Annotated in this window: 12 protein-coding genes and 2 pseudogenes; 8 read left to right on the forward strand and 6 right to left on the reverse strand. The window is 67.5% G+C overall.

The window, feature by feature from the left end:
* Nucleotides 1–314: 314 nt before the first annotated feature.
* The 7 genes from ACPCUW_RS22030 to ACPCUW_RS22060 are packed head-to-tail and all read left to right on the forward strand — an operon-like array spanning nucleotide 315 to nucleotide 13,884.
* Nucleotides 315–6,614: an SDR family NAD(P)-dependent oxidoreductase gene (locus ACPCUW_RS22030; RefSeq protein ID WP_423426801.1), complete on the forward strand. Its 6,300-nt coding sequence runs from the start codon at nucleotides 315–317 to the stop codon at nucleotides 6,612–6,614.
* An 8-nt stretch (nucleotides 6,615–6,622) separates the two neighbouring features.
* A complete protein-coding gene (locus ACPCUW_RS22035; RefSeq protein WP_305781030.1) occupies nucleotides 6,623–7,993 on the forward strand; it encodes an aminotransferase class I/II-fold pyridoxal phosphate-dependent enzyme in 1,371 nt (456 codons plus the stop codon).
* A complete protein-coding gene (locus ACPCUW_RS22040) occupies nucleotides 7,990–9,999 on the forward strand; it encodes a CRTAC1 family protein (RefSeq protein ID WP_423426803.1) in 2,010 nt (669 codons plus the stop codon). Before ACPCUW_RS22035 ends, ACPCUW_RS22040 begins: the two co-directional genes overlap by 4 nt.
* On the forward strand, nucleotides 9,996–11,036 hold the full coding sequence (locus tag ACPCUW_RS22045; RefSeq protein WP_104364348.1) for an RnfABCDGE type electron transport complex subunit D: 1,041 nt from the start codon (nucleotides 9,996–9,998) through the stop codon (nucleotides 11,034–11,036). Before ACPCUW_RS22040 ends, ACPCUW_RS22045 begins: the two co-directional genes overlap by 4 nt.
* A 37-nt stretch (nucleotides 11,037–11,073) precedes the next feature.
* The gene (locus ACPCUW_RS22050) at nucleotides 11,074–12,045 is read left to right on the forward strand and encodes a DUF1702 family protein (RefSeq protein WP_064908460.1); all 972 of its coding nucleotides are present in this window, start codon (nucleotides 11,074–11,076) and stop codon (nucleotides 12,043–12,045) included.
* Nucleotides 12,042–12,842 (forward strand): SDR family oxidoreductase, encoded by an 801-nt coding sequence (locus ACPCUW_RS22055; RefSeq protein WP_169812476.1) that lies wholly within the window; start codon nucleotides 12,042–12,044, stop codon nucleotides 12,840–12,842. Before ACPCUW_RS22050 ends, ACPCUW_RS22055 begins: the two co-directional genes overlap by 4 nt.
* A gap of 28 nt (nucleotides 12,843–12,870) precedes the next feature.
* A complete protein-coding gene (locus tag ACPCUW_RS22060) occupies nucleotides 12,871–13,884 on the forward strand; it encodes a hypothetical protein (RefSeq protein ID WP_423426806.1) in 1,014 nt (337 codons plus the stop codon).
* Between the two features lie 71 nt (nucleotides 13,885–13,955).
* Here ACPCUW_RS22060 and ACPCUW_RS22065 read toward each other — a convergent pair.
* The 4 genes and pseudogenes from ACPCUW_RS22065 to ACPCUW_RS22080 form a co-directional block, all read right to left on the reverse strand.
* Nucleotides 13,956–14,066, reverse strand: a pseudogene (locus tag ACPCUW_RS22065) (IS30 family transposase); the annotation flags it as partial.
* 59 nt (nucleotides 14,067–14,125) lie between these two features.
* A pseudogene (locus ACPCUW_RS22070) lies at nucleotides 14,126–14,428 on the reverse strand (IS30 family transposase); the annotation flags it as partial.
* 77 nt (nucleotides 14,429–14,505) lie between these two features.
* Nucleotides 14,506–14,940 carry a protease inhibitor I42 family protein gene (locus tag ACPCUW_RS22075; protein WP_146098785.1) on the reverse strand — a complete coding sequence of 145 codons (435 nt, stop codon included), beginning with the start codon at nucleotides 14,938–14,940 and terminating at the stop codon, nucleotides 14,506–14,508.
* Nucleotides 14,941–14,987: 47 nt separating this feature from the next.
* Nucleotides 14,988–15,794: an SAM-dependent methyltransferase gene (locus ACPCUW_RS22080; RefSeq protein ID WP_423426809.1), complete on the reverse strand. Its 807-nt coding sequence runs from the start codon at nucleotides 15,792–15,794 to the stop codon at nucleotides 14,988–14,990.
* A gap of 116 nt (nucleotides 15,795–15,910) precedes the next feature.
* Between ACPCUW_RS22080 and ACPCUW_RS22085 the strand changes: the two genes are divergently transcribed.
* Complete coding sequence (locus ACPCUW_RS22085) at nucleotides 15,911–18,079, forward strand: putative bifunctional diguanylate cyclase/phosphodiesterase (RefSeq protein ID WP_063018168.1); 2,169 nt, start codon at nucleotides 15,911–15,913, stop codon at nucleotides 18,077–18,079.
* A gap of 69 nt (nucleotides 18,080–18,148) precedes the next feature.
* Here the strand turns inward: ACPCUW_RS22085 and ACPCUW_RS22090 are convergent, their stop codons facing one another.
* Both ACPCUW_RS22090 and ACPCUW_RS22095 read right to left on the reverse strand, forming a co-directional pair.
* A complete protein-coding gene (locus ACPCUW_RS22090; protein ID WP_063018170.1) occupies nucleotides 18,149–19,762 on the reverse strand; it encodes an MFS transporter in 1,614 nt (537 codons plus the stop codon).
* Nucleotides 19,763–20,097: 335 nt separating this feature from the next.
* Nucleotides 20,098–20,433, reverse strand: coding sequence for a MerR family transcriptional regulator (locus ACPCUW_RS22095; RefSeq protein WP_423426811.1), 336 nt, complete (start codon nucleotides 20,431–20,433; stop codon nucleotides 20,098–20,100).
* Nucleotides 20,434–20,488 lie beyond the last annotated feature (55 nt).

Raw genomic sequence — 20,488 nt, forward strand, 5'->3', positions numbered from 1 at the left:
GGCCGATAACGATGTCATTGTTCGATCATATGGCGCAGATGGCCGCAAATAACATTGTCATGGCTCCGACATAATCACTGTCGAGCTCCGGAAAATAACATCGTCAGCCCGAAAATAACACTGTCAGCAGGCCGGATGTCATTTCGAAAATTCAGCGCACCATACCCTCGGGTCAACTCGCACAACGACTTTCGACAATTCTCCAACCGCCGCGAGCGGTTCGTATCTATGCTCCCTGTTGTTCGTATATGAATGGTTCGACCGCTTCCGTGCACATGTGCACGACTCGGTGCAGACAATCAGAGGACCGCGCAATGTCCGATGCAGCAATCGTCGGGATCGGCTGTCGTTTTCCCGGCGGTATCGACGGTCCGGACTCGTTCTGGGATTTCGTGCTCCGCCGCGGCGACGGCGTCGTCGAGGTCCCGGCCGATCGGTGGAGTCTCGACAAGTTCTACGACCCGGATCCCGACGCCCCCGGGCGCATGTACACCCGTCACGGCGGCTTCCTGACGCAATCGCTGTGGGATTTCGACGCCGACTTCTTCGGCATCTCCCAGCGCGAGGCCGCCATCCTGGACCCGCAGCAGCGGCTGTTGCTCGAAGTGGCCTGGGAGGCACTCGACGACGGCGGGATGGCCGGGCGGGTCGGCGGGCGCGACATCGGCGTATTCGTCGGCGGCTTCATGATGGACAACGCGGTGAGCCGCAATGTCGTTCGCGCCTCGATCAATTCGCACACCCCGACCAGTTCCTCGCACACGCTGCTCTCGGCCCGGATCGCGTTCCTGCTCGATCTGCACGGGCCGACCATGACCATCGACACCGCATGTTCGTCCTCCCTGGTGGCGCTGCACCAGGCCGTGCGAGCGCTGGAGACCGGAGAATGTTCGGCGGCGATCGTCGGGGGCACCAACGCGATGCTGCAGCCGGAGACGTTCGTCTCCATGTGCAAGGGCCGGTTCCTGGCCGTGGACGGGCACTGCAAATCCTTCGACGCCGACGCCGACGGGTACGGCCGCGGTGAAGGTGCCGGTGCGATCGTCGTCAAACCGCTCGACGCGGCGGTCCGTGACGGCGACCGCATCTACGCCGTGGTGCGCGGCAGCGGGGTGAATCAGGACGGCCGCACCCTGGCCGTGCCGGTCCCGAATCCGGTTGCGCAGCAGCAGCTCGCCGAGCGGGTGCGGCAGCAGGCGGGGATCGCCGCGCACGACATCGGCTTCGTCGAGGCGCACGGCACCGGAACTCCGGTGGGCGATCCGATCGAGATGACCGCGCTGGGCGCGGTGTACGGGGCCGTGCCGGAACGCACGGAGGCGCTGCCGGTCGGGTCGGTGAAGAACAATATCGGGCACACCGAGGCCGCGGCGGGCGTCGCCGGCGTTATCAAGGCCGCGCTCACCGTGCATCACCGCACGATCGCCCCGCAGGCACGGCTGGACAAGCCCAATCCGGAGATCGATTTCGACGGCCTGGGCCTGCGGGTGCCGTTGCGCGCCGAACCGCTGCGACTCCCGGTGGTCGCCGTCAACAGCTTCGGCTACGGCGGAACCAACGCGCATGTGCTGATCGGGCCGGCGCCCGAGACGGCCGAACCAGCCCGCACCGCATCGTCTTTGCCCGTCCTGCCGTTGTCGGCGCGAAACGAGTCCGCGCTGCGCGTGCTGGCGGCCGAGCTGTGCGTGGCATCGGATGCGGTGCCGCCGCACCACCTGACCGCCGCGGCATGGGTGCGGCGCGCACACCACCCGCTGCGCACGGCCTTCGTCTACACCGACGGCGACGATCTCCGAGCGCAGCTGACCGAATTCGCGGCCGGTGGCGGCCGGACACCCGCACGAGCGATCTCCGAGGGGAGCACGGATCCGGTGTTCGTGTTCAGCGGAATGGGGCCGCAGTGGTGGGCGATGGGCCGGGCTCTGCTCGAAGCCGACGGTCCCGGCGCCGCCGCCGCTCGCGAGATCGATCGAGAGTTCCGGGCACTGGCCGGCTGGTCGGTTCTCGCGGAATTGCTCTGTGACGAAGACGATTCGCGGATCACCCGCACCGAGATCGCCCAGCCGGCGAACTTCGTCGTGCAGGCAGCGCTCACGGCCGAGCTGGCCGCGCTGGGGATCCGTCCGGCCGCGGTGGTCGGTCACAGCGTCGGCGAGGTGACCGCTGCCTACGTATCCGGTTCGCTGACAGCGGCGCAGGCGGTCGCGGTGAGCTATCACCGTTCCCGGTTGCAGGCCACCACCGCGCACACCGGCGGCATGCTGGCCGTCGGTCTCGCGGAGGCCGAGGCGCGGGAACTGACGGCAGACGCCTCCGGCATCGATATCGCGGCGGTGAACAGTCCCTCGGCGGTCACACTGGCAGGCGATGTGACGGTACTGCGCGACCTCGCCGACCGCCTCACCGCCGACGGCACGTTCGCACGGATGTTGCGGGTGGAAGTGCCGTATCACAGTCGCCGCATGGATCCCGTTCTCGACGAGCTGCGCACCGAACTCGCGGCCCTGTCCCCCGCGGCGGCCACGATTCCGGCCTACTCCACGGTCACCGCACAGCGCGCGACCGGTGACGATTGGGATGCCGACTACTGGTGCCACAATGTGCGCGACACGGTACGGTTCGCCGACACCGTCGCCACGATGCTCGCCGACGGGCACCGGGTGTTCCTGGAGATCGGTGCGCATCCCGTCCTCAGCGGCAGCATCCGCGAAATCCTGCTGGATCACGGCGTGACCGGGGCCGCCGTGCCGACACTGGCCCGCGGTGGTGACGACCACGCGAATCTGCACAACGCCCTCGCCGACCTCTACCGCGCGGGAACGCTCGACGGTGACCGGCTGCCGGCCGGAATCGACACGGCCACACCGCATCTGGACCTGCCACGCTATCCATGGCAGCGCCGGCGCATCTGGTCGCAGCAGCCGGAGACCGAACTCGACCGGCTCGGCACGCCCGGCGGGTACGCCCTGCTCGGCGACCGCACCGCGGCCACCGCACCGGAATGGGAGGTGCAGCTGTCGGTATCGAATCTGCCGTGGCTGCACGACCATGTGGTCGCGCAGGCGGTCGTGCTGCCCGGCGCCGCCTACCTCGACGCCGCGCTCAGTGCGGTCGCCGCGCGCACCGGCCGCGACACCTTCGGCCTGGAAGGGGTCGAATTCGTCAGCCCGCTGGTGATCGACGACCACGATGTACCGGTCGTGCGGATCGGCGTGGAGGAGAGCACCCGGCGTTTCACGATCCGATCCCGCCCCGCCACCGGCTCGGACTGGACGGTCAACGCCTACGGCCGGCTCGTCGAGGCCGATGTCGACTCCTGTCGCATCGACACCGATCCCGCACCCGATGCGGTCGAGATCGCCAGCGACACCGTCTACGAGCGAATGGCCGCACACGGACTCCGATACGGTCCCGCCTTCCGCCGGTTACGCCACATCGCCGTCGGCGCCGACACCGTCCTCGCCCGCGTCGACGGCAGCGATCGCGATCGCTGCCACCGCCATCTGGCGCACCCGGCCATCGTCGATGCCGCGCTGCAGTGCTTCGCGGCGCTGTACGCGAACAAGTCCGGCCCGCAGCCCGATTCGGACGACGATGTCGTCGTTCCCGCGTCGATATCGGGAGTCCGCCGACACGGCCCCCTGCCGGAGGATCCGGTGGTGGTCGTGACGCGCGATCCGGCCGACGCGCTGCGTGCCGACATCCGGATCGCCGCCCCCGACGGCACGGTCGCGATGAGCCTGCTCGGGGTGCGGTTCCGTAACCTCACCGCCACACGCTCACTCACCGAACGGCTCGACGAGCTGTTCTACGAACCGGTCTGGGAGATCGTCACCGACAGCGGCGACCCCGCGGCCGCCCCGGCTCCGGACGAGGCGTTCGTGGTGATCAATCTCGGGGCGCAGATCTGCCAGCGCGCCAAGGAGATCGCCACGTCGCGAACGGTCGAGCCGGTGACGGTCGGTGAACACTCCGGGGCGTACGACGCCGCCGCGCTCGCCGATCTGTTCCGGACCGCCGCGCGGGACTCGGGCAGCCTGCGCGTGGTGGTCGCCGCCGGTGAGGATCTCGACCCCGCCACCGGCGTACACGGCACGGCAGAGGTCGCCCGCGCGGTGAAACATCTTCTCGCCGAAACGGATTCGGGTGCGGTCGAGGTCCGGGGTGTGATCGTCACCGAGAACGCGTTGTGTCTGCCGATCGACGATTTCGCCCGCCTCGACCATGCGGCGCTCACCGGCGCCCGCCGCGAACTGCTCAACGAACTACCGGCCGGGCACTGGCGGCTCGTCGATACCGAACCCGGCACGCCCGCCGCCGACATCATCGAACGAATCTACGCCGACACCAGCATCGACGAGGTGGCGTTGCGGGCCGGTGCGTGCTGGACGATTCGCTGGCGGCACACTCTCCCGGCGCATATCCGGGAGTGGGAAACCCCTGCGCCGCTGGTGGATCCGCAGCAGTCGTATCGACTCGACATCCCGCGGTCGCGGTTGCTTCCCGATCTGGCCCTCGCCACCGCGGACCGAGTCGCCCCCGGCCCGGACGAGGTCGAGATCCGGATGCGGGCGGTGGGCCTGAACTACAAGGACGCGCTGAAGGTGCTCGGTGTGCTCACCGAGCGTGAACTCGAGGGCACCTTCTTCGGCACCGAGATCGGGATGGACGGATACGGCGTCGTCGAACGGGTCGGCAGCGCGGTGACCGGGATCGCGCCGGGCGACGAGATCTTCGTCGTCGCACCCGGAATCGTGCGCAAGTTCGTCACCCTGCGCACCGATACCGGCGCCACCACCGTGATGGACATCTTCGAGCCCGGCACCTTCGATCCGCTGCATTGCACCTCGGTCATGCCGCTGTTCACCGCTGAGATCGGGTTGCGGGAGCTGGCGCGCGTGCAACCGGGTGAGACCGTACTCGTGCACGGCGCGGCCGGCGGTATGGGTATGGCGGCGCTCCAGGTCGCGCTGCGGCTCGGCGCCCGGGTCATCGCGACCGCGGGCACCGCCGAGCGCCGCGAACGGGTGCGGGCGGCGGGCGCCCACGAGGTACTGTCCTCGCGGTCGATCGGATTCGTCGACGAGGTGCTGCGACTGACCGGTGGCGCGGGCGCCGATGTGGTCTACAGTTCGGCGCCGGGTGAGATCCTGCGGCAGAACTTCCGGGTCGCGGGAGAATTCGGCCGCATCGTCGATATCGGCAAGGCCGACATCTACGGATCGGGGACCATCGATCTGCGGCCCTTCGACCGCAACCTGTCGTTCTTCGCCGTCGATATCGACCGCATCCTCGCCCGCCGCCCGGAGCAGGTCCGGCGGGCCGCGCGGCGCGTGGTGCAGGCCCTGCGTGCGGGCGAGTACACGCCGCTGCCGAATACCGTCTTCGGCCTGGACGAGCTGACCGCGGCCTTCGAGACGGTCGCTCGCTCGGCGCAGATCGGGCGGGTGGCACTGGATCTGCGCGCGGACCACCCGCAGGTCCGGCATCTGCCCCGCGAGGTCGACATCGACCCGGCGGCGAGCTATCTCGTCACCGGCGGATTCGGCGCCTTCGGACTGGCGACGGCCCGGCAGCTGGTGCGTCGCGGCGCCCGCAATCTGGTTCTGGTGGGTCGCGGCGGCGCTCGCACCGCGGCCGCCCGCGCACAACTCGCCCGCTTCGCCGCCGACGGAGTACGGGTGCGCGCCGAACGGGTCGATGTCGCCGACTACGACGCCGTGGCGGCTCTGCTGGACCGGATCGCCGCCGACGGAGCACCGCTACGCGGACTCGTCCACGCGGCGGGCGTGGTCAACAACACCGAGATACCCGAGGTCACTCCGGAATCGCTGCACGAGATATTCCGGCCGAAAGTGCTCGGTGCGCTCAATCTCGACCGGGCCACCCGTGCCGCCGGACTGGACCTGGACCTGTTCGTCCTCTACGCCTCGGCCAGCGGAATCGCCGGGCTCTCGCCCCAATTGGGTTATGCCGCAGCGAATTCCGTCCTGGACACCCTGGCCTGGACGCGGCGCGCGCAGGGACTGGCGGCGATCTCGGTGGATTGGGGGTTCATGCGCGGCGACGGCGGGATGGCCGATTCGCGGGCGGTGACGCGCTATGCCGAGATGACCGGTTACGGCTCCCTGGACATGGATTTCGCGACCGCGCTGCTGTGGGAAACCCTGCGGCTGCCGGTCACCCAGTGCGCGATCCTCGACATCGATTGGAGCCAATGGGCGCTGGCGCACCGATCCTCGGCACGCGCACCACGCTTCGCCGAACTGGTCGCGGCCGCCGGGGGCGGCGCGGCCGGCGTCGGCGCGCTGCGCGCGGAAATTCTGGCACTGGATTCCGAACAGCGCGGCGAGGTGGTCGCCTGTCTGCTCGCCGAGCAACTGGCGATCGTGCTCGGCGTCGATGCCGACACCGTGGATCTGGCGACACCCACCAGCGAACTCGGCCTCGATTCGCTGATGGCCATGGAATTCGGCGCGCGTGTGGTGAAAAGCCTCGGCGTGAAGATGTCGGTGCTGTCCATCGGCGCCGGCCTGTCGCTGGCCGGTCTCGGGATGAAGATCGCCGCCCAGATCGCCCAGGAAGAAGCAACGTCCGACCGTACGGCAGCGTGAGGAGCCCGATGACGACCGACAGTATGGATGCGCGGGCGGTGGCCCGGGCCCTGATGTCCAAACACGATCCCGGCAGCGGCGGCGCGCAGACCGCGGCCACCGCGGCGGTCACCGTCGCGACGACGACCGAAACACCGGTGCGCCGCACCGATTTCCGCGACCACCCGGGCGTGGTCGAGGCGGCCGAGAAGTGGGCGCGGTTCGACAGTTGGGCCACCGCGGCCGGAGTGCTGAACCCGTATTACCTGCCGCACGAGGGTGTCAGCGGGGCGCGGACCCGCTTCGCGGGCCGGGACATGCTGAACTTCAGCAGTTTCGGATATCTGGATCTGGCCGCGGAACCGCGGGTGCAGGCCGCCGCGGCGGCCGCGATCGATACCTACGGCACCTCGGCGGCCGCGGTGCGGCTGGTCGCCGGTGAACTTCCGCTCTACCGTGAGCTCGAATCCGAGCTGGCGCGCATCTACGACACCGACGCGGCGATCGTGACCTCCAGCGGATTCCTCACCAACGCCGCCGCGGTGGCCTTCCTGCTCGGCAAACGCGATCTGGCGGTGTGCGATTCGCTGATCCACAACAGCATCGTCTCCGGCACCGAATGGGCGGGCTGCCGGCGGGTGACGTTCCGGCACAACGATCCCGACTCGCTGGAAGCGATACTGCGGATGTCGCGGCGGTCCTTCGACCGCGCGATGGTCCTGCTCGAGGGTGTTTACAGCATGGACGGCGACATCGTGCGGCTGCCCGAGATCATCGAGGTCGCACGGCGTTACGACTGTTCGGTCATGATCGACGAGGCGCATTCGTTCGGTGTACTCGGCGAGCGCGGCCTCGGCGCACGCGAGCTGTTCGACCTGCCCGGCGACGCCGTGGACGTGTGGATGGGCACGCTGTCGAAGGCGCTCGGCAGCGTCGGCGGGTATCTGGCCGCCAACCGGGAACTGGTGGACGGCTTCAAATACTCCGCCGCCGGTCTGAGCATGTACACCGCCTCACCCGCACCGTCGGCCGCCGCGGCAGCATTGGAAGGGCTGGCCGTCCTGCACGACGAACCGCAGCGGGTCGCCGCGCTGCGTCACAACAGCCGGTATTTCCTCACGCGCGCAAGAGAATTGGGCTTCGACACCGGCAATGGCGCCGGTACCCCCGTCACGCCGATCATCACCGGCGCCGACGAACCGGCGGTGCGCGCGTCGATGCAACTGCTCGAGCACGACGTGATGGCGAATGCGATCGGCCATCCGGTCGTCCCCGCCGGCCAGGCGCGCCTGCGATTCTTCGTCAACTGCCGCCACACCGAGGACCAGCTCGACGTGGCACTGAGCACCCTGCGCCGGATATTCGACGGCTTCACCACGGAAGAGGGCCCGAACTCGTGAAACTGCCCGTCTCGACCTCTCTGCTACGCAAAGCGCTGGTGCCGCTGGCATCCCTCGCGCTGATGGGAATTCTGCTGGTGCCCGCGCATTCGGCCATGGTCGCACCGGTATCCGACGATCCGAACGGAGCGGCGGCGCACCGATTCCACTTCACCGAGATGCCGATCGCGCTACCACCGGGGCTGCCCCAGCGCACGATCCGCCATATCGAGCCCCGCTACGAACACGTGGTGGCGTGGATGTCGTCGGTCAACTCGGCGGTGGCGATCAACGACATCGACGGCAACGGCAAGGCCGACGATCTGTGCCTGGTCGACTCGCGGTCCGATTCGGTGATCGTCACCCCGGCGCCCGACAGCGACACCACCCGCTACGCCCCCTTCGTCCTGAATCCGGCCCCGCTGCCGACCGACGACAAGATGGCACCGACCGGATGCATCCCCGGCGACTTCGACCATTCCGGCCGAATGGGCCTGCTGGTGTACTACGGCGGCCGCACGCCGATCGTGTTCCTGCCGCGTGCCGGCGCCGCGAAACTGGACAACAGCGCGTTCAAACCGGTCGAGCTGGTGCCCTCCGCCGCGGCTCCCGACGGGAGTTATCACGGGGCGCGCTGGTTCACCCTCGCCGCATCCGTCGCCGATTTCGACGGCAGCGGCAACCCGAGCGTCTTCATCGGAAACTATTTTCCCGACAGCGATTTCATCGGCCCGGACGGCACCCACAGCCTGACGCTCAACGAGTCGTTCTCCAAGGCGACCAACGCCGGCAGCGACCACCTGCTCACCTTCCAGCGCGCCACCGGCGGCGCCGATCCCACCGTGGATTACCGCGAAGTGTTCAACGCCTTCCCGGAGGGCACCACCAACGGCTGGACCATCGCGACCGCCACCCAGGATCTGACCGGCACCGGCCTGCCGTCGCTGTACGTGGCCAACGATATGGGACCCGACCGGCTGTTCGTGAACCGCTCGACCCCCGGTGCGATCAGGTTCACCCTCGCCGAGGGCACGCGCGGGCCCACCGATCCGAAATCCTTCGTGCTGGGCCATGATTCGTTCAAAGGCATGGGCGCGGACTTCGGCGACCTCGACGGTGACGGTATGCCCGACCTGTTCGTAAGCAATATCGCGCAGCGGTGGGGCATCGTCGAGGCGAACCTCGCCTTCATGAACACCGCCCGAAACCCGAAAGAAGCCGCGGAGAAGCTGAATTCGGGTGTCGCTCCCTTCCGCAACGAATCGGTGCGCAAGGGCCTGGCCTGGGACGGCTGGTCGTGGGACACCAAGATCGACGACTTCGACAACAGCGGCCGTCCGCAGATCGTGCAGAGCAACGGGATGTTCAAAGGCAAGACCACGCGCTGGCCGCAGGTGCAGGAGATGGCCACGATGAACGACGATCTGACGAAATATCCCTGGGCCTGGCCGAAGTACACCGCCGACTCGGATCTGGCCGGCAACAACCGGATGGGCTTCTTCGTCCAGGACGCCGACGGCAATTTCACCAACATCTCACCCGCTCTGAACGTCTTCGCGGCGACCCCGACCAGGGGTATCGCGGTGGGCGATTCCACCGGCACCGGACGGCTGAGCTTCGCCGTCGCGCGCCAGTGGGAGGCACCGGTCTACTACCGCAACGATTCTCCCGATCTCGGGCAGTATCTCGGCCTGCGCCTGTTCACCCCGCCCACCAACACCGCCTCGGGGGGCACCACGATCGCCGGTCAGCCGATCCTCGGCTCCCCCGCCCTCGGCGCGGAGGTCACCGTCACCACTCCGGACGGGAAACCGCATGTGGCCCAGCTCGACGGCGGCAGCGGCCACGCCGGCAAGCGCGCCACCGAAATCCACCTGGGTCTCGGCGAGATCGACGCCGCGACACCACTGCCGGTCACGCTGAGCTGGCGCGACAACCACGGCGGATTCCACACCCAGCAGCTGCAACTGCAGCCCGGCCGCCACACCCTGGTTCTCGATTCCGACGCGCGGGAGGTCACCCGGTGAGCGCACAGAATACCGATCACAGCGGCGACGCTCCCGATCGTTCGGAGCTGCCCCGGTGGCGAAGGATCATCGGCGTCGACAAGGAGGGGCGGGATCCGCGTTATCTCGCCCTGCGCAACTTCGCGGCCTCGCTGACATTCTTCAATATCCTCGGCTTCCTCTGGCTCGGTTTCGAGCAGCCGTGGTTGTGGCCGTTCCTGTCCGCGGCGACCGCTTACGTCGTCGAACTGTTACTGGAAACCCTTGCCGCGTGGGCCTATCGGCGGCGGCCGGGATATCTCGGTAACGGGTTACGCGGGCTGATGGTGTTCCTGATGCCGGCGCACATCACCGGCTTGGCCTTCAACTTCCTGATGTACGCGGCGGATCGATTTCTGCCGATCATGTTCGGCATCACCGTCGCCGTCGGCACCAAATGGGTGCTGCGGGCCAAGATCAACGGCAAGATGAAACACTTCATGAACCCGTCGAATTTCGGGATCGTCGTATCGCTTCTGCTCTTTCCGCAGATCGCGATCGTCGGTCCGTACCACTTCGTGGAGAACATCTCGGGAGCGGCCGACGCGCTGATCGTCCTGGGCCTGCTGATGGCCGGAACCATGTTGAACGCCAAGCTCACCAAGAAAACGCCGCTGATCCTCGCCTGGCTGGCGGCATTCGTCCTGCAGGCCGTGCTGCGCGGCCTGTTCGAACCGGATATCTCGATGATTGCCGCGCTGACGCCGATCACCGGTCTGGCGTTCGTGCTCTACACCAACTACATGATCACCGACCCCGCGACCTCACCCTTCGGCACCCGCAATCAAATCGCGTTCGGGGCATCGGTCGGCATCATGTACGGGATCCTGATGGTGCTGCACGTGTCGTTCGGGCTGTTCTTCGCCCTCGTGATCGTCTGTGCCGCCCGCGGCGTCTACTGGTGGTCGCGCAATATCCGCGAACGGCTCGCCCGCCGCGCCGAATTCGACCGCGATCCGGTTCCGGTGCCGATCCAGGAGCCACTGCCCGCACCCGAACCCGCGCCGGTCCCCTCCTGACCGAAAAGCACTTCGCAGCAACAGAATCGAGACCACCATGCCTTCCGTCTTCGGACCGGTCCGCTCCCTCCTGCTCGGCACCGGCTCCCAGGAACCGCCGCTGAACCGACCGGGATTCGCGGCCCCCAGCCCGGCCACCGCCGCCGAACTCGAACGTGTCGCCACCCATCTGGCCTCCAGTATCGATATGGCGGTGCGCAGCAAGAACAACGACGAGGTGATCGCCACGATCGCCGCACTGCCGGAGCAGTATCGAGGTTTCGCGTTCGAGGGCGCCGCGACGGGATTGGCCGCCGTCGACTCGATCACCCCGTTCGGCCGCCGCGCGCACGATTTGATCGCCGGTCCGGCCGCGAAACACGATCTGACCATGTACGTCGGGGTGGGCCTGGCGATGGGCCGGATCCCGAAAGCGTTGTGGCGCAAGACTCTCCCGAAACACGAGAGCTATCGATGGCTGGCCCTGGACGGGTACGGCTTCTACAACGCCTTCTTCCACACCGAGAAATGGGTCGGCCGCCACTACGTCGACAACCGCCTGCCGCGGTGGATGGGTGATCCGGCGCCCCTGCACCGCGCCATCGATCAGGGGATCGGCCGGGCGCTGTGGTTCATCGGCGGCGGCTCGGTCGACGGGGTGGCGAAGATGATCGAGGAATTCGACAGCACCCGCCACCCCGACCTCTGGGACGGCATCGGCATCGCCACCACGTTCGCCGGCGGGGTCGAGGTCGCCGATCTGGAGGCGATCCTGGCCCGCGTGCCGCAATTCCGGACCCAGCTGGCCGCCGGCGCGGCCATGGTCGCCAAGATCCGGCAGCAGGCCGACAGTGCCACCGCGCATACCCACGTCGCCGTGCGCACCTATACCGGACGCGGCATCGACGAGGCCGCCGCGCTCATCGATCGCGCCTTCGCCGACGTCCCGCAGGACGGCACGGCCGGCGCCTATGTGGCCTGGCGTGACCGGCTGGGCGTCCTCGCCGCAGCACCGGGAGACGACGCGTGAGCGTGGACTGGACCGGCCGTCATGTCATCGTGACCGGCGGCTCGGAAGGGATCGGCGCCGCCGTGGCGACTGCCTTCGCCCGCCGCGGCGCGCGCGTGTCGATCATCGCGCGGCGCGAAGCGGTGCTGGCGGCCACCGCGCGGCGCATCGGCGCCGAATGGGCCGTCGCCGATGTCACCGACCGGGCCGGGCTTGCCGCCGCGATCAAGGATCTCGAAGCGCGGCAGGGCGATTGCGCCGTCCTGGCGTGCTGTGCCGGGCTCACCCTGCCGGGCCGGTTCCTCGATCTGGCCGACGACGAGTTCGATATCCAGATGCAGGCCAATTACCTGGGCTCGGTATACGCCGTGCGTAGCGTCTACCCCGGAATGGTCGAACGCGGTCGCGGCAATATCCTGCTGCTCAGTTCCACCTCGGCATTTCTCGGCATCGTCGGCTACTCGAGTTACGGGCCGACCAAGGCCGGCGTACGACAGCTGGGCCTGTGCCTGCGCTACGAGGCCGAGCCGCACGGGATCTCGGTATCGGTGCTGTATCCGGCCGACACCGATACCCCCGGCCTGCTGCGCGAGAATCTGCGCAAGCCTGCCGAAACCAAGGCCATCACGGGGTCGATCGCGCCGATGCCGGCCGACCGGGTCGCCGAGGTCGCCGTGCGCGGAATGGAACGCGGCCGGGCCCACATCACCGTCGATCCGCTGACCGCGTTCTTCCTGCGCTGGGCCAATATCCCGGAAGATTTCGCGCGACCGTTCTTCCGCCGCAGCATCGCGAAGGCACGCGCGTCGCGGCCATGAGAACCGCCCCACCGGAAGGACATTCGCCGTGGCAGGCACCGTAGACTACGCCGCCGGATCGCTGCGCGCGCAGCTGCACCGCATCTTCAGTCCCGGCCCGGGCGAAGACGGCATCGCGCTGCCGGTCCCTCTGCGGCTGCATTACGCGCTGTGGCTGACCAGACCGGAGATCGCTCCCATGTCGGTGGGCATCATGGCCGCCGACGTCCTGTTCAGCGCGCGGTCGTGGGACGAGATCCTGACGGTGCCGATGCTGGTGGCCTCGCTCATGCTCGCCGCCGCGATCCAGCTGCTGCACGTCGCCAACTGCCTGGCCGACCGCTGGGTGGATGTGGACTACAAATCGAAGTTCTCGCGGATGGTGCGTGATCTCGGGGTGCGGTTCGTGGCCCGCCAGATCTACGCGACCACCGCATTCATCGGCGTGTCCGCGCTGTATCTGACGTGGGCGACCGGCCATCCGGATCTGCTGCCGCTGATCGTGCTCGGAACCGTATTGCTGCTGCAATATTCGCTGCCACCATGGCATTTCAAGGCCTCGGGGCTCTGGCAGATCCCCTTCACCTATCTGATGACGATGGTCTTTCCCGGCCTGGTCGTGCTGCGGCTCTACGACCGTGGCATCGAAGTCGCGGCACTGGTGGCGATCCTCGGAATGGGCCTGACGCTCACGGGGCTGTTCTCGATCAATACCGCCGAGGACATCCCCGAGGACGCCGAACACGACATCCTGACCTCCGTGCGGGCGCTGGGGCTGCGGACCTCGCTGATCGAGTCGTTCACCCGGGTGCTGGTAGGTGCGCTGATGGTGGCCGGCGGGACCCTGGCCCTGCGCGGTGGGATCTGGAGTCTGGTGCCCTACGGGGCCGGCGTGCTGATCGCGCTCGGGTTCGTGGGCAGCACGCTGGTGCGGGTGTGGTCGGCGGATCTCGATGCCGCGATGCCGGTGCTGCGGGCGCGAGCGAAGTTCTTCACCGCGATGGTGGCGTTGGTGTCGTGGGTCACGGTCGTTCCCGCGGCGGCCGTCTTCGCCGCGCGCTGAACGGTTCCGGCATGCGAACGGCCCGTCCCTTCCGGCGGATTCTTGGGGTCGTTGCAACACGTGGTGGGTTGTCAGGCCGCGAGTAGTTTACGCAAACGCTCGGCTGGGGTTTGCCAGCCGAGCGTTTTGCGTGGGCGGCCGTTGAGTTCGGTGGCGACGGCAGCGAGGTCGTCGCGGCTGTGTCGGGACGGCGGACCTCGCGACTGATTGTTGAGGGGTGACGCCCCAGCTCGGCCGCGATCACACGGATCGAACCGCCCTCACGCAGCCGGTCGGCGATGTGGATTCGGTCGGCTTCGTTGAGATATCTCCCAGGAACCGACGGCGGCGCCACCGAACGAATCGGTAGCGCCGCCCTGTTCCGGCCACACGCGTTGCGGCCGTTGCGCCATCGCCTGCCGGTCTTCTCGTTGATCCCGACAATCCGGCAGGCTTCCTTGTTGCCCAGCCCCTGCTCCATGAGACGCAAGTATTCGACGCGCTCACCAGTCAGCGGACGACATCCTCGCGACTTGCCCCGGTCAGGTCGAACCTCGAACTCCATTGCACCCCTTGAACTGGGGTGTCGCAACGACTCCTAGAACCCAAGCACGGCGCCGGGCCGTTTCGATATCGAACGTACTACCGCACGGTGACGGTCATCGAGAACCGCTGGCCCGGGTTGGCCTGATCCCACGGCCGCACCGACACCAGGCTCAGGCGGGTGCTGCCGGCGCGGGCGGCGGTGAAGGTCCACACACTGGTACCGGGCGCACCCGGCATCGAGCTGCCCGGCCGGAACACCGGGTCACCCTCCTGAGCGAGCACTCCGCGGTCGACTTCGCCGATCTGCCAGACGTATCCGGTCGTCGGGTTGTCGGGCAGGGCCACCGCCAGTTCCTGTCCGACGTCGAGGGTCGTGGTTCCGCCGTCGCCGTCGGTACCGACGATGATCGGCTCCGATACCGCCTGCACGGCACCGGGCACAGCGGGAATCGGGTCGGCCCCGGCAACCGCATTCGCGCCACCGGCCGTCAGCGCCAGACCGAACACAACCATCAGCAAAGGTGTACGCACCGCATTCCTTCCATATTCTAACGGGCGTCCACACCCTACAGTCGCGCTCAGTTCAGCAACGCCAAACCGCCATAGGCACCGGAGAATTCGGGATGGTCCCCCACGTCCGCCGGATTGTCGGGCCGCCACAGCGGCAGATGCACCAGTCCGGGTTCCAGCAGCGGCCAGTCGTGGAAGAATCCCGCGATATGGTCCTTGTCGCGCAGCACGATTTCGGTCGAGGTTCGTCCCGAGAGCTTCTGCGCCTCCAGCACTTCGACCGGCTGCCCGTCGGCGGTGGCATGGGTGATCGCGAGATAGCTGCCCGGGGCGACGGCTTGCTGCAGCCGTGCCACACATCCGGCCGGATCTGCCTCGTCCGGGACGAAATGCAGGACGCCCAACAGCAATACGGCGATCGGCCGGTCGAAGTCCAGCACCTCCCGCACCAGCGGATCGTTCAGAATCGTGTCCGGCTCGGCGACATCGGCCTGCACGACCGTCGCATGCGGGTTGCCGTCCAGGATCGCCCGGCTGTGCGCCACCGCCACCGGGTCGATATCGACGTAGACGACACGGGCCTGCGGATTGCGCGCCTGCGCCACCTCGTGCACATTGCCGACGGTCGGAATGCCCGAGCCCAGATCCAGGAATTGTGTGATACCCGCGTCGACCAGATGACGCACGCAGCGGCGCAACAGATCTCGGTTGGCGCGCATGGTTTCGGCGACATTCGGGGTGAACGATTCGATCTGGCGGGCCAGTGTGCGATCGATCTCGAAATTGTGCATCCCGCCGACGAAATAGTCGTACACCCGCGATGCGCTGGGCCGATCCAGGTCGATACCTTCCGGCGCCCAACTAGGTCTGGTCATCGCAACCTCTCTGGAATCCAACCCCGCCGGAAGGCGAAGCCACGCAATCGTATTCGACAGGTGTGCGAAACTCCCGCGGTTCACACGAAGTCCACGCCCCGGCTACCATCATCGACATGGCGTGGGATGGGTCCGAACACGACGGTCCGCACGCCGACCTGGCGCACCGATGGGCAGCGGCGCTCGGCGGCGGGGTCCGCGATCACGTCGTACCCATGAGCGTTTCCGAGGCCCGCCAGTTGCTGGTCACCCTCGCCCGGGGGTTGATCGACGCCGCCGACTCCGGCGGTACCGCGCGGGTCGCCGAACTGGGCGGCGATCTGGCCCGCGCTCATTTCGTCGGCGACGAGGTCCTCGGCCGCACCATGACGGTGCTGGCCACCTACTTCGCCGAACTCGACATCGCCTCCGGCCGGGCCGCGGAATTGATCGGCGCCTTCGCCGGCGGTTACGTGCGCGCCTTCCGGGCCTGGCTGCTCAGCGAACAGGAAAGTGTGCGCACCGCCGATATCGCGGCGCGCAGTGTGGTGGAGGAACAGTTGCGCGCCAGTGAGGCCCGATTGCGGGCCGTGTTCTCCCAGGCCGGGATCGGCACGGGTCTGTCGGATATGACCGGCCGGATCATCGAGGTCAACAACGCGTTCGCCGCCATGCTCGGCTACGAACCGGAACAGATGTACGAACTCGAGGTCACCGACCTCACCCATCCCGACGATCCGCCGGGCATGTGGGAGCTGTACGCGGGCGTGCTACGCGGGGACCACGATCACGCGCAGATGGAGAAGGCGTATCGCCATCGCGACGGGCACACCGTGTGGACCAATATCAACGTATCGCTGATCCGTGACGACCACGGCCGACCGCAGTACACGCTGGTGCTGGTCGAAGACATCTCCGAACAGCGCGAGTTGCGCGAGCGCCTGAGCTACCGGGCCCATCACGATCCGCTCACCGGCCTGGCCAACCGGTCCCGGTTCTTCGACGCGCTCACCGAGGCCTTCGCCGATCCGGACGCGCGAGTCGGCCTGTGCTACGTCGACCTCGACCATTTCAAGGCCGTCAACGACACCTTCGGCCACTCCATCGGCGACGAACTGCTCACCCGCGCGGCGGCGCGGCTGTGCGCGTGCGCGGTCGGGGAGAACAATCTCGTGGCCCGGATGGGCGGCGACGAATTCGTCATTCTGGTGCCCCGCACCCGCCGCCGGCGCGAACTGATCGATCTGGCCCGCACGGTGCTCGACGCGTTCACCGTGCCGTTCGACATCGACGGGCACCGTTTGCGGATCGGGGTGAGTATCGGCGTCATCTCCGAACAGGCCGCCGAAACCACCACGGAAGAACTGCTGCAGGCAGCCGATTCCACCATGTACTGGGCCAAGACCGACGGCCGCGGCCGCTACGCGGTCTTCGACCCCAGCCGGCGCCGCCGCGAGCACACCCGCGCCGAACTACTCGCCGATCTTCCGGGCGCGCTGGCCCGCGGCGAATTCTTCCTCGACTACCAGCCGATCGTGGATCTCGGCGACCACCGGCCGGTCGCGGTGGAGGCCCTGGTGCGCTGGCACCACCCGCAGCTGGGAATTCTGAGTCCGGCCCGGTTCATCGACCTCGCCGAGGGCGGCGGCCACATCATCGCGCTCGGCACGGTGGTGCTGGAGCAGGCGTGCCGGGAAGGCCGGCGCTGGTGCGACCGCTTCGGCGACAAGGCGCCGGTGGTGAGTGTGAACGTCTCGGCGGAGGAGGTCGCCGATCCGGCCTGGCTCGAACGGGTGCAGAAGATCGTCGCCGACACCGGAATCCCGCCGGACCGGCTGCAATTGGAGCTCACCGAACGCACCTTCATGCACGCCATCGGGCGGCCGCTGCAGGCGCTGCACACCCTCGCCGAATCCGGAATCCGCATCGCCATCGACGATTTCGGCACCGGGTATTCCAATCTGGCCTATCTGGGCCAGCTTCCGCTGCACGTGGTGAAATTGGCGGGGCCGTTCATCCATCGCATCCGCAATGCCGGCACGGTCGGCCGCAGCGATCTGCTGATCCTGGAGACGATCATCGATCTCAGCCACGATCTGGGCCTGAGCGTGACCGCGGAATGTGTGGAGACCCGGCATCAGGCCGACCGGCTGCTCGGACTGCAGTGCGATACCGCCCAGGGCTGGTACTTCCACCACCCGGTGCATGCCGACGTGATCGCGGATCTGCTCGAACGCGAACTCGAAGCCCCGGGGTCGCCGCCGCTCGAGCTGCCCGGCACGCCGCCGAAACCGCACGGCCTCTGACTGTTCCACGCACGCGGGCGGTGCGGTGGCCCGCATCGGCCACCGCACCGCCCGCGTGGTGTCCCGGAATCAGAACGCCGTACCACCGGTGGCCGCGCTGCGGCCGTGCTTCATGAACACCACACCGACGAGCGCGACAGCGGCGGCCACGGCCACGAAGTAGAAGCCGAGCTCATATCCGCGGTCGGCGAACAACAGCGGAATATCCTTGGTGGCCACATGCTTTCCCGCCACCGAGATATCGGCGCGCACCGGATTGGCGTTGAGGAACGCGGTCGCCACCGCGATGCCGATCGCGGCGCCCATCGACTGCATCACCCCGAGCATGCCCGCGCTGATGCCCTGCTGTTCGGCCGGGACGCCCTCCACGATGAGGTTCGGCGTCGAGGCGTAGTACAGACCGAAGGCGAGGCCGTACACGGCGCTGATCAGGGCGATCACACTCCAGCCGTGGTCGAGCACCGCATAGGCCAGCCCGCTGAGCACCATCACCACCAGCGCCGACATCAGCGGCAGCCGCGCACCGGAGCGGCGGATCCAGAACCCGGCGACCAGTCCGGCGATCATGCCGAGCACCGCCTGCGCCAAGGCCACGTGCACCGCGAATCCGAGCAGCGTCAGATTGTCGCCGTAGGTGTAGCCCGGATTCAGGCTCACCTGCACGGCCTGCGCCGGCAGCATCTGCCCGGTCTGGGCGTGGATCTCGGCGAGCGTGCCCTGCACGACACCGGCGGTGACATCCGCGGCGGGCGGCGACTGGGTCATGTACCCCACCGCGTAGCCCTGGTATCCGATCGTGAACGACGCCAGCAGCGAGACGAACAACACCACGCTCACTCGCGGGTGGAACAGCAGCTTCATATCCATGATCGGTTGCCGCACACGCATTTCCACGATCGGGAAGGCGGCGAGCAGCACGAGTCCGACGACCAGCCAGGCGAGAGTCGACGGCTTCGCCCAGCCCCAATCCTGCCCCTTGTCGAGGTAGATCAGCGTCAGCACCGCACCCGTGGCCAGCAGCACCGCGCCGATCACATCCAGTCGCTGCGGCGTGCGCAGCCGCGACTCCGGCACGATCAGCGCGACCAGCGGCAGCATGATCAGGGTGAAGACGAACAGGAACCAGAAGATCGCCCGCCAACTGTGGTGGTCGACGATGTAGCCGCCGATCAGCGGTCCGGCCACGGCCGAAACACCCAGGCCGGTGGAGGCCACACCCAGCCCGATCGGCACGTACTTGCGGGGCATGAGGTCGCGGATCAGACCGTAGGAGATCACCGCGGTCGCGATCGCGGTGGCCTGCAGACCTCGCCCGACCAGGAAGATCATCCAGTTGCTGGTGATCGCGCACAGCGCGCAGCCAATCAGAAACAGCACCCCGCAGAGCAGGAACATCCGCTTCTTGCCCCAGATATCGCTCATCTTGCCGATCAGCGGCGAGGCCGCGGCGCCGATGACGCCGAAGATGATGATCGCCCAGTTGATATTCGCGCCCTGGTCGGGAAAGGTCGGCGCGATCTGGCGCAATGCCGCCGACACCATGACGAATTGCATCGGGGCGACCTCGGTGAACAGCACAATCACCGCGAGCACGGTGAAAATGCGCAGTTTGGACGCGCCGTCGAGGCGGCCGGTGGTATCGACCGGCTCCGACGGTGTCGTCGCTTCGAGGGAGGTGGACATATGCCCTCCGGAGTGACAGGTGAACAAGATGGCGTGAACCGTGTCACATTCCAGGTGGTCCGAATATCACCGAACCCGCTCAGTGGGACCGAACTCGCGCATCTCCATGTCGCGCGACACCGCGGCAGGGCACAATGCTCTGATGCTCGATGTGTACTACGGCTTGTTCCTTCTCCTGGTCGAGGGAGAGCGGCTGAGCCAGATCTTCGGAGTTTCGCTCGTCTCCGGAAATCCCTGAGTCCGAGAGCGATTCACTCCCCTCCGGCCGACCTGGCCGACTCACCAAAATAGCCGGTAGCCAGCCTAAACAACACGGAGTGGGCGATCGAGGTGCGCTAGGTGGTCGCGAGCAGATCGTCCAGCAACGATCGGGTGTGGACGAGTCGGTCGATATCACCGGTGATGCGGCGACGCTCCACTTCCAGTCGTTCGCGGCAGCCGTCCAACAGCAGGGAATCACCCGACAGGCAGGACAGGATCTCACCGATGAGGTCCATATGCAGCCCGGCCGCGAGCAGGGTGCGGATATGCGCCACCGTGCGGACGTCGGAGTAGCCGAAGACGCGATATCCCGCGGCGGTTCGCTCCGGCTTCAGCACACCTCGTTCCTCGTAGTACCGCAGTGCGCGCACACTCACCCCGGTTCGCTCGGCCAACTCTCCGATCTTCACCTGGCGCTCCGTTCGCTGTTCGGGCTTGACTCTCACGTGGACGTGAGAGTTTAGC

The sequence above is a fragment of the Nocardia sp. AB354 genome, assembly GCF_049538315.1.
GTDB classification, from domain to species: Bacteria; Actinomycetota; Actinomycetes; order Mycobacteriales; family Mycobacteriaceae; genus Nocardia; species Nocardia nova.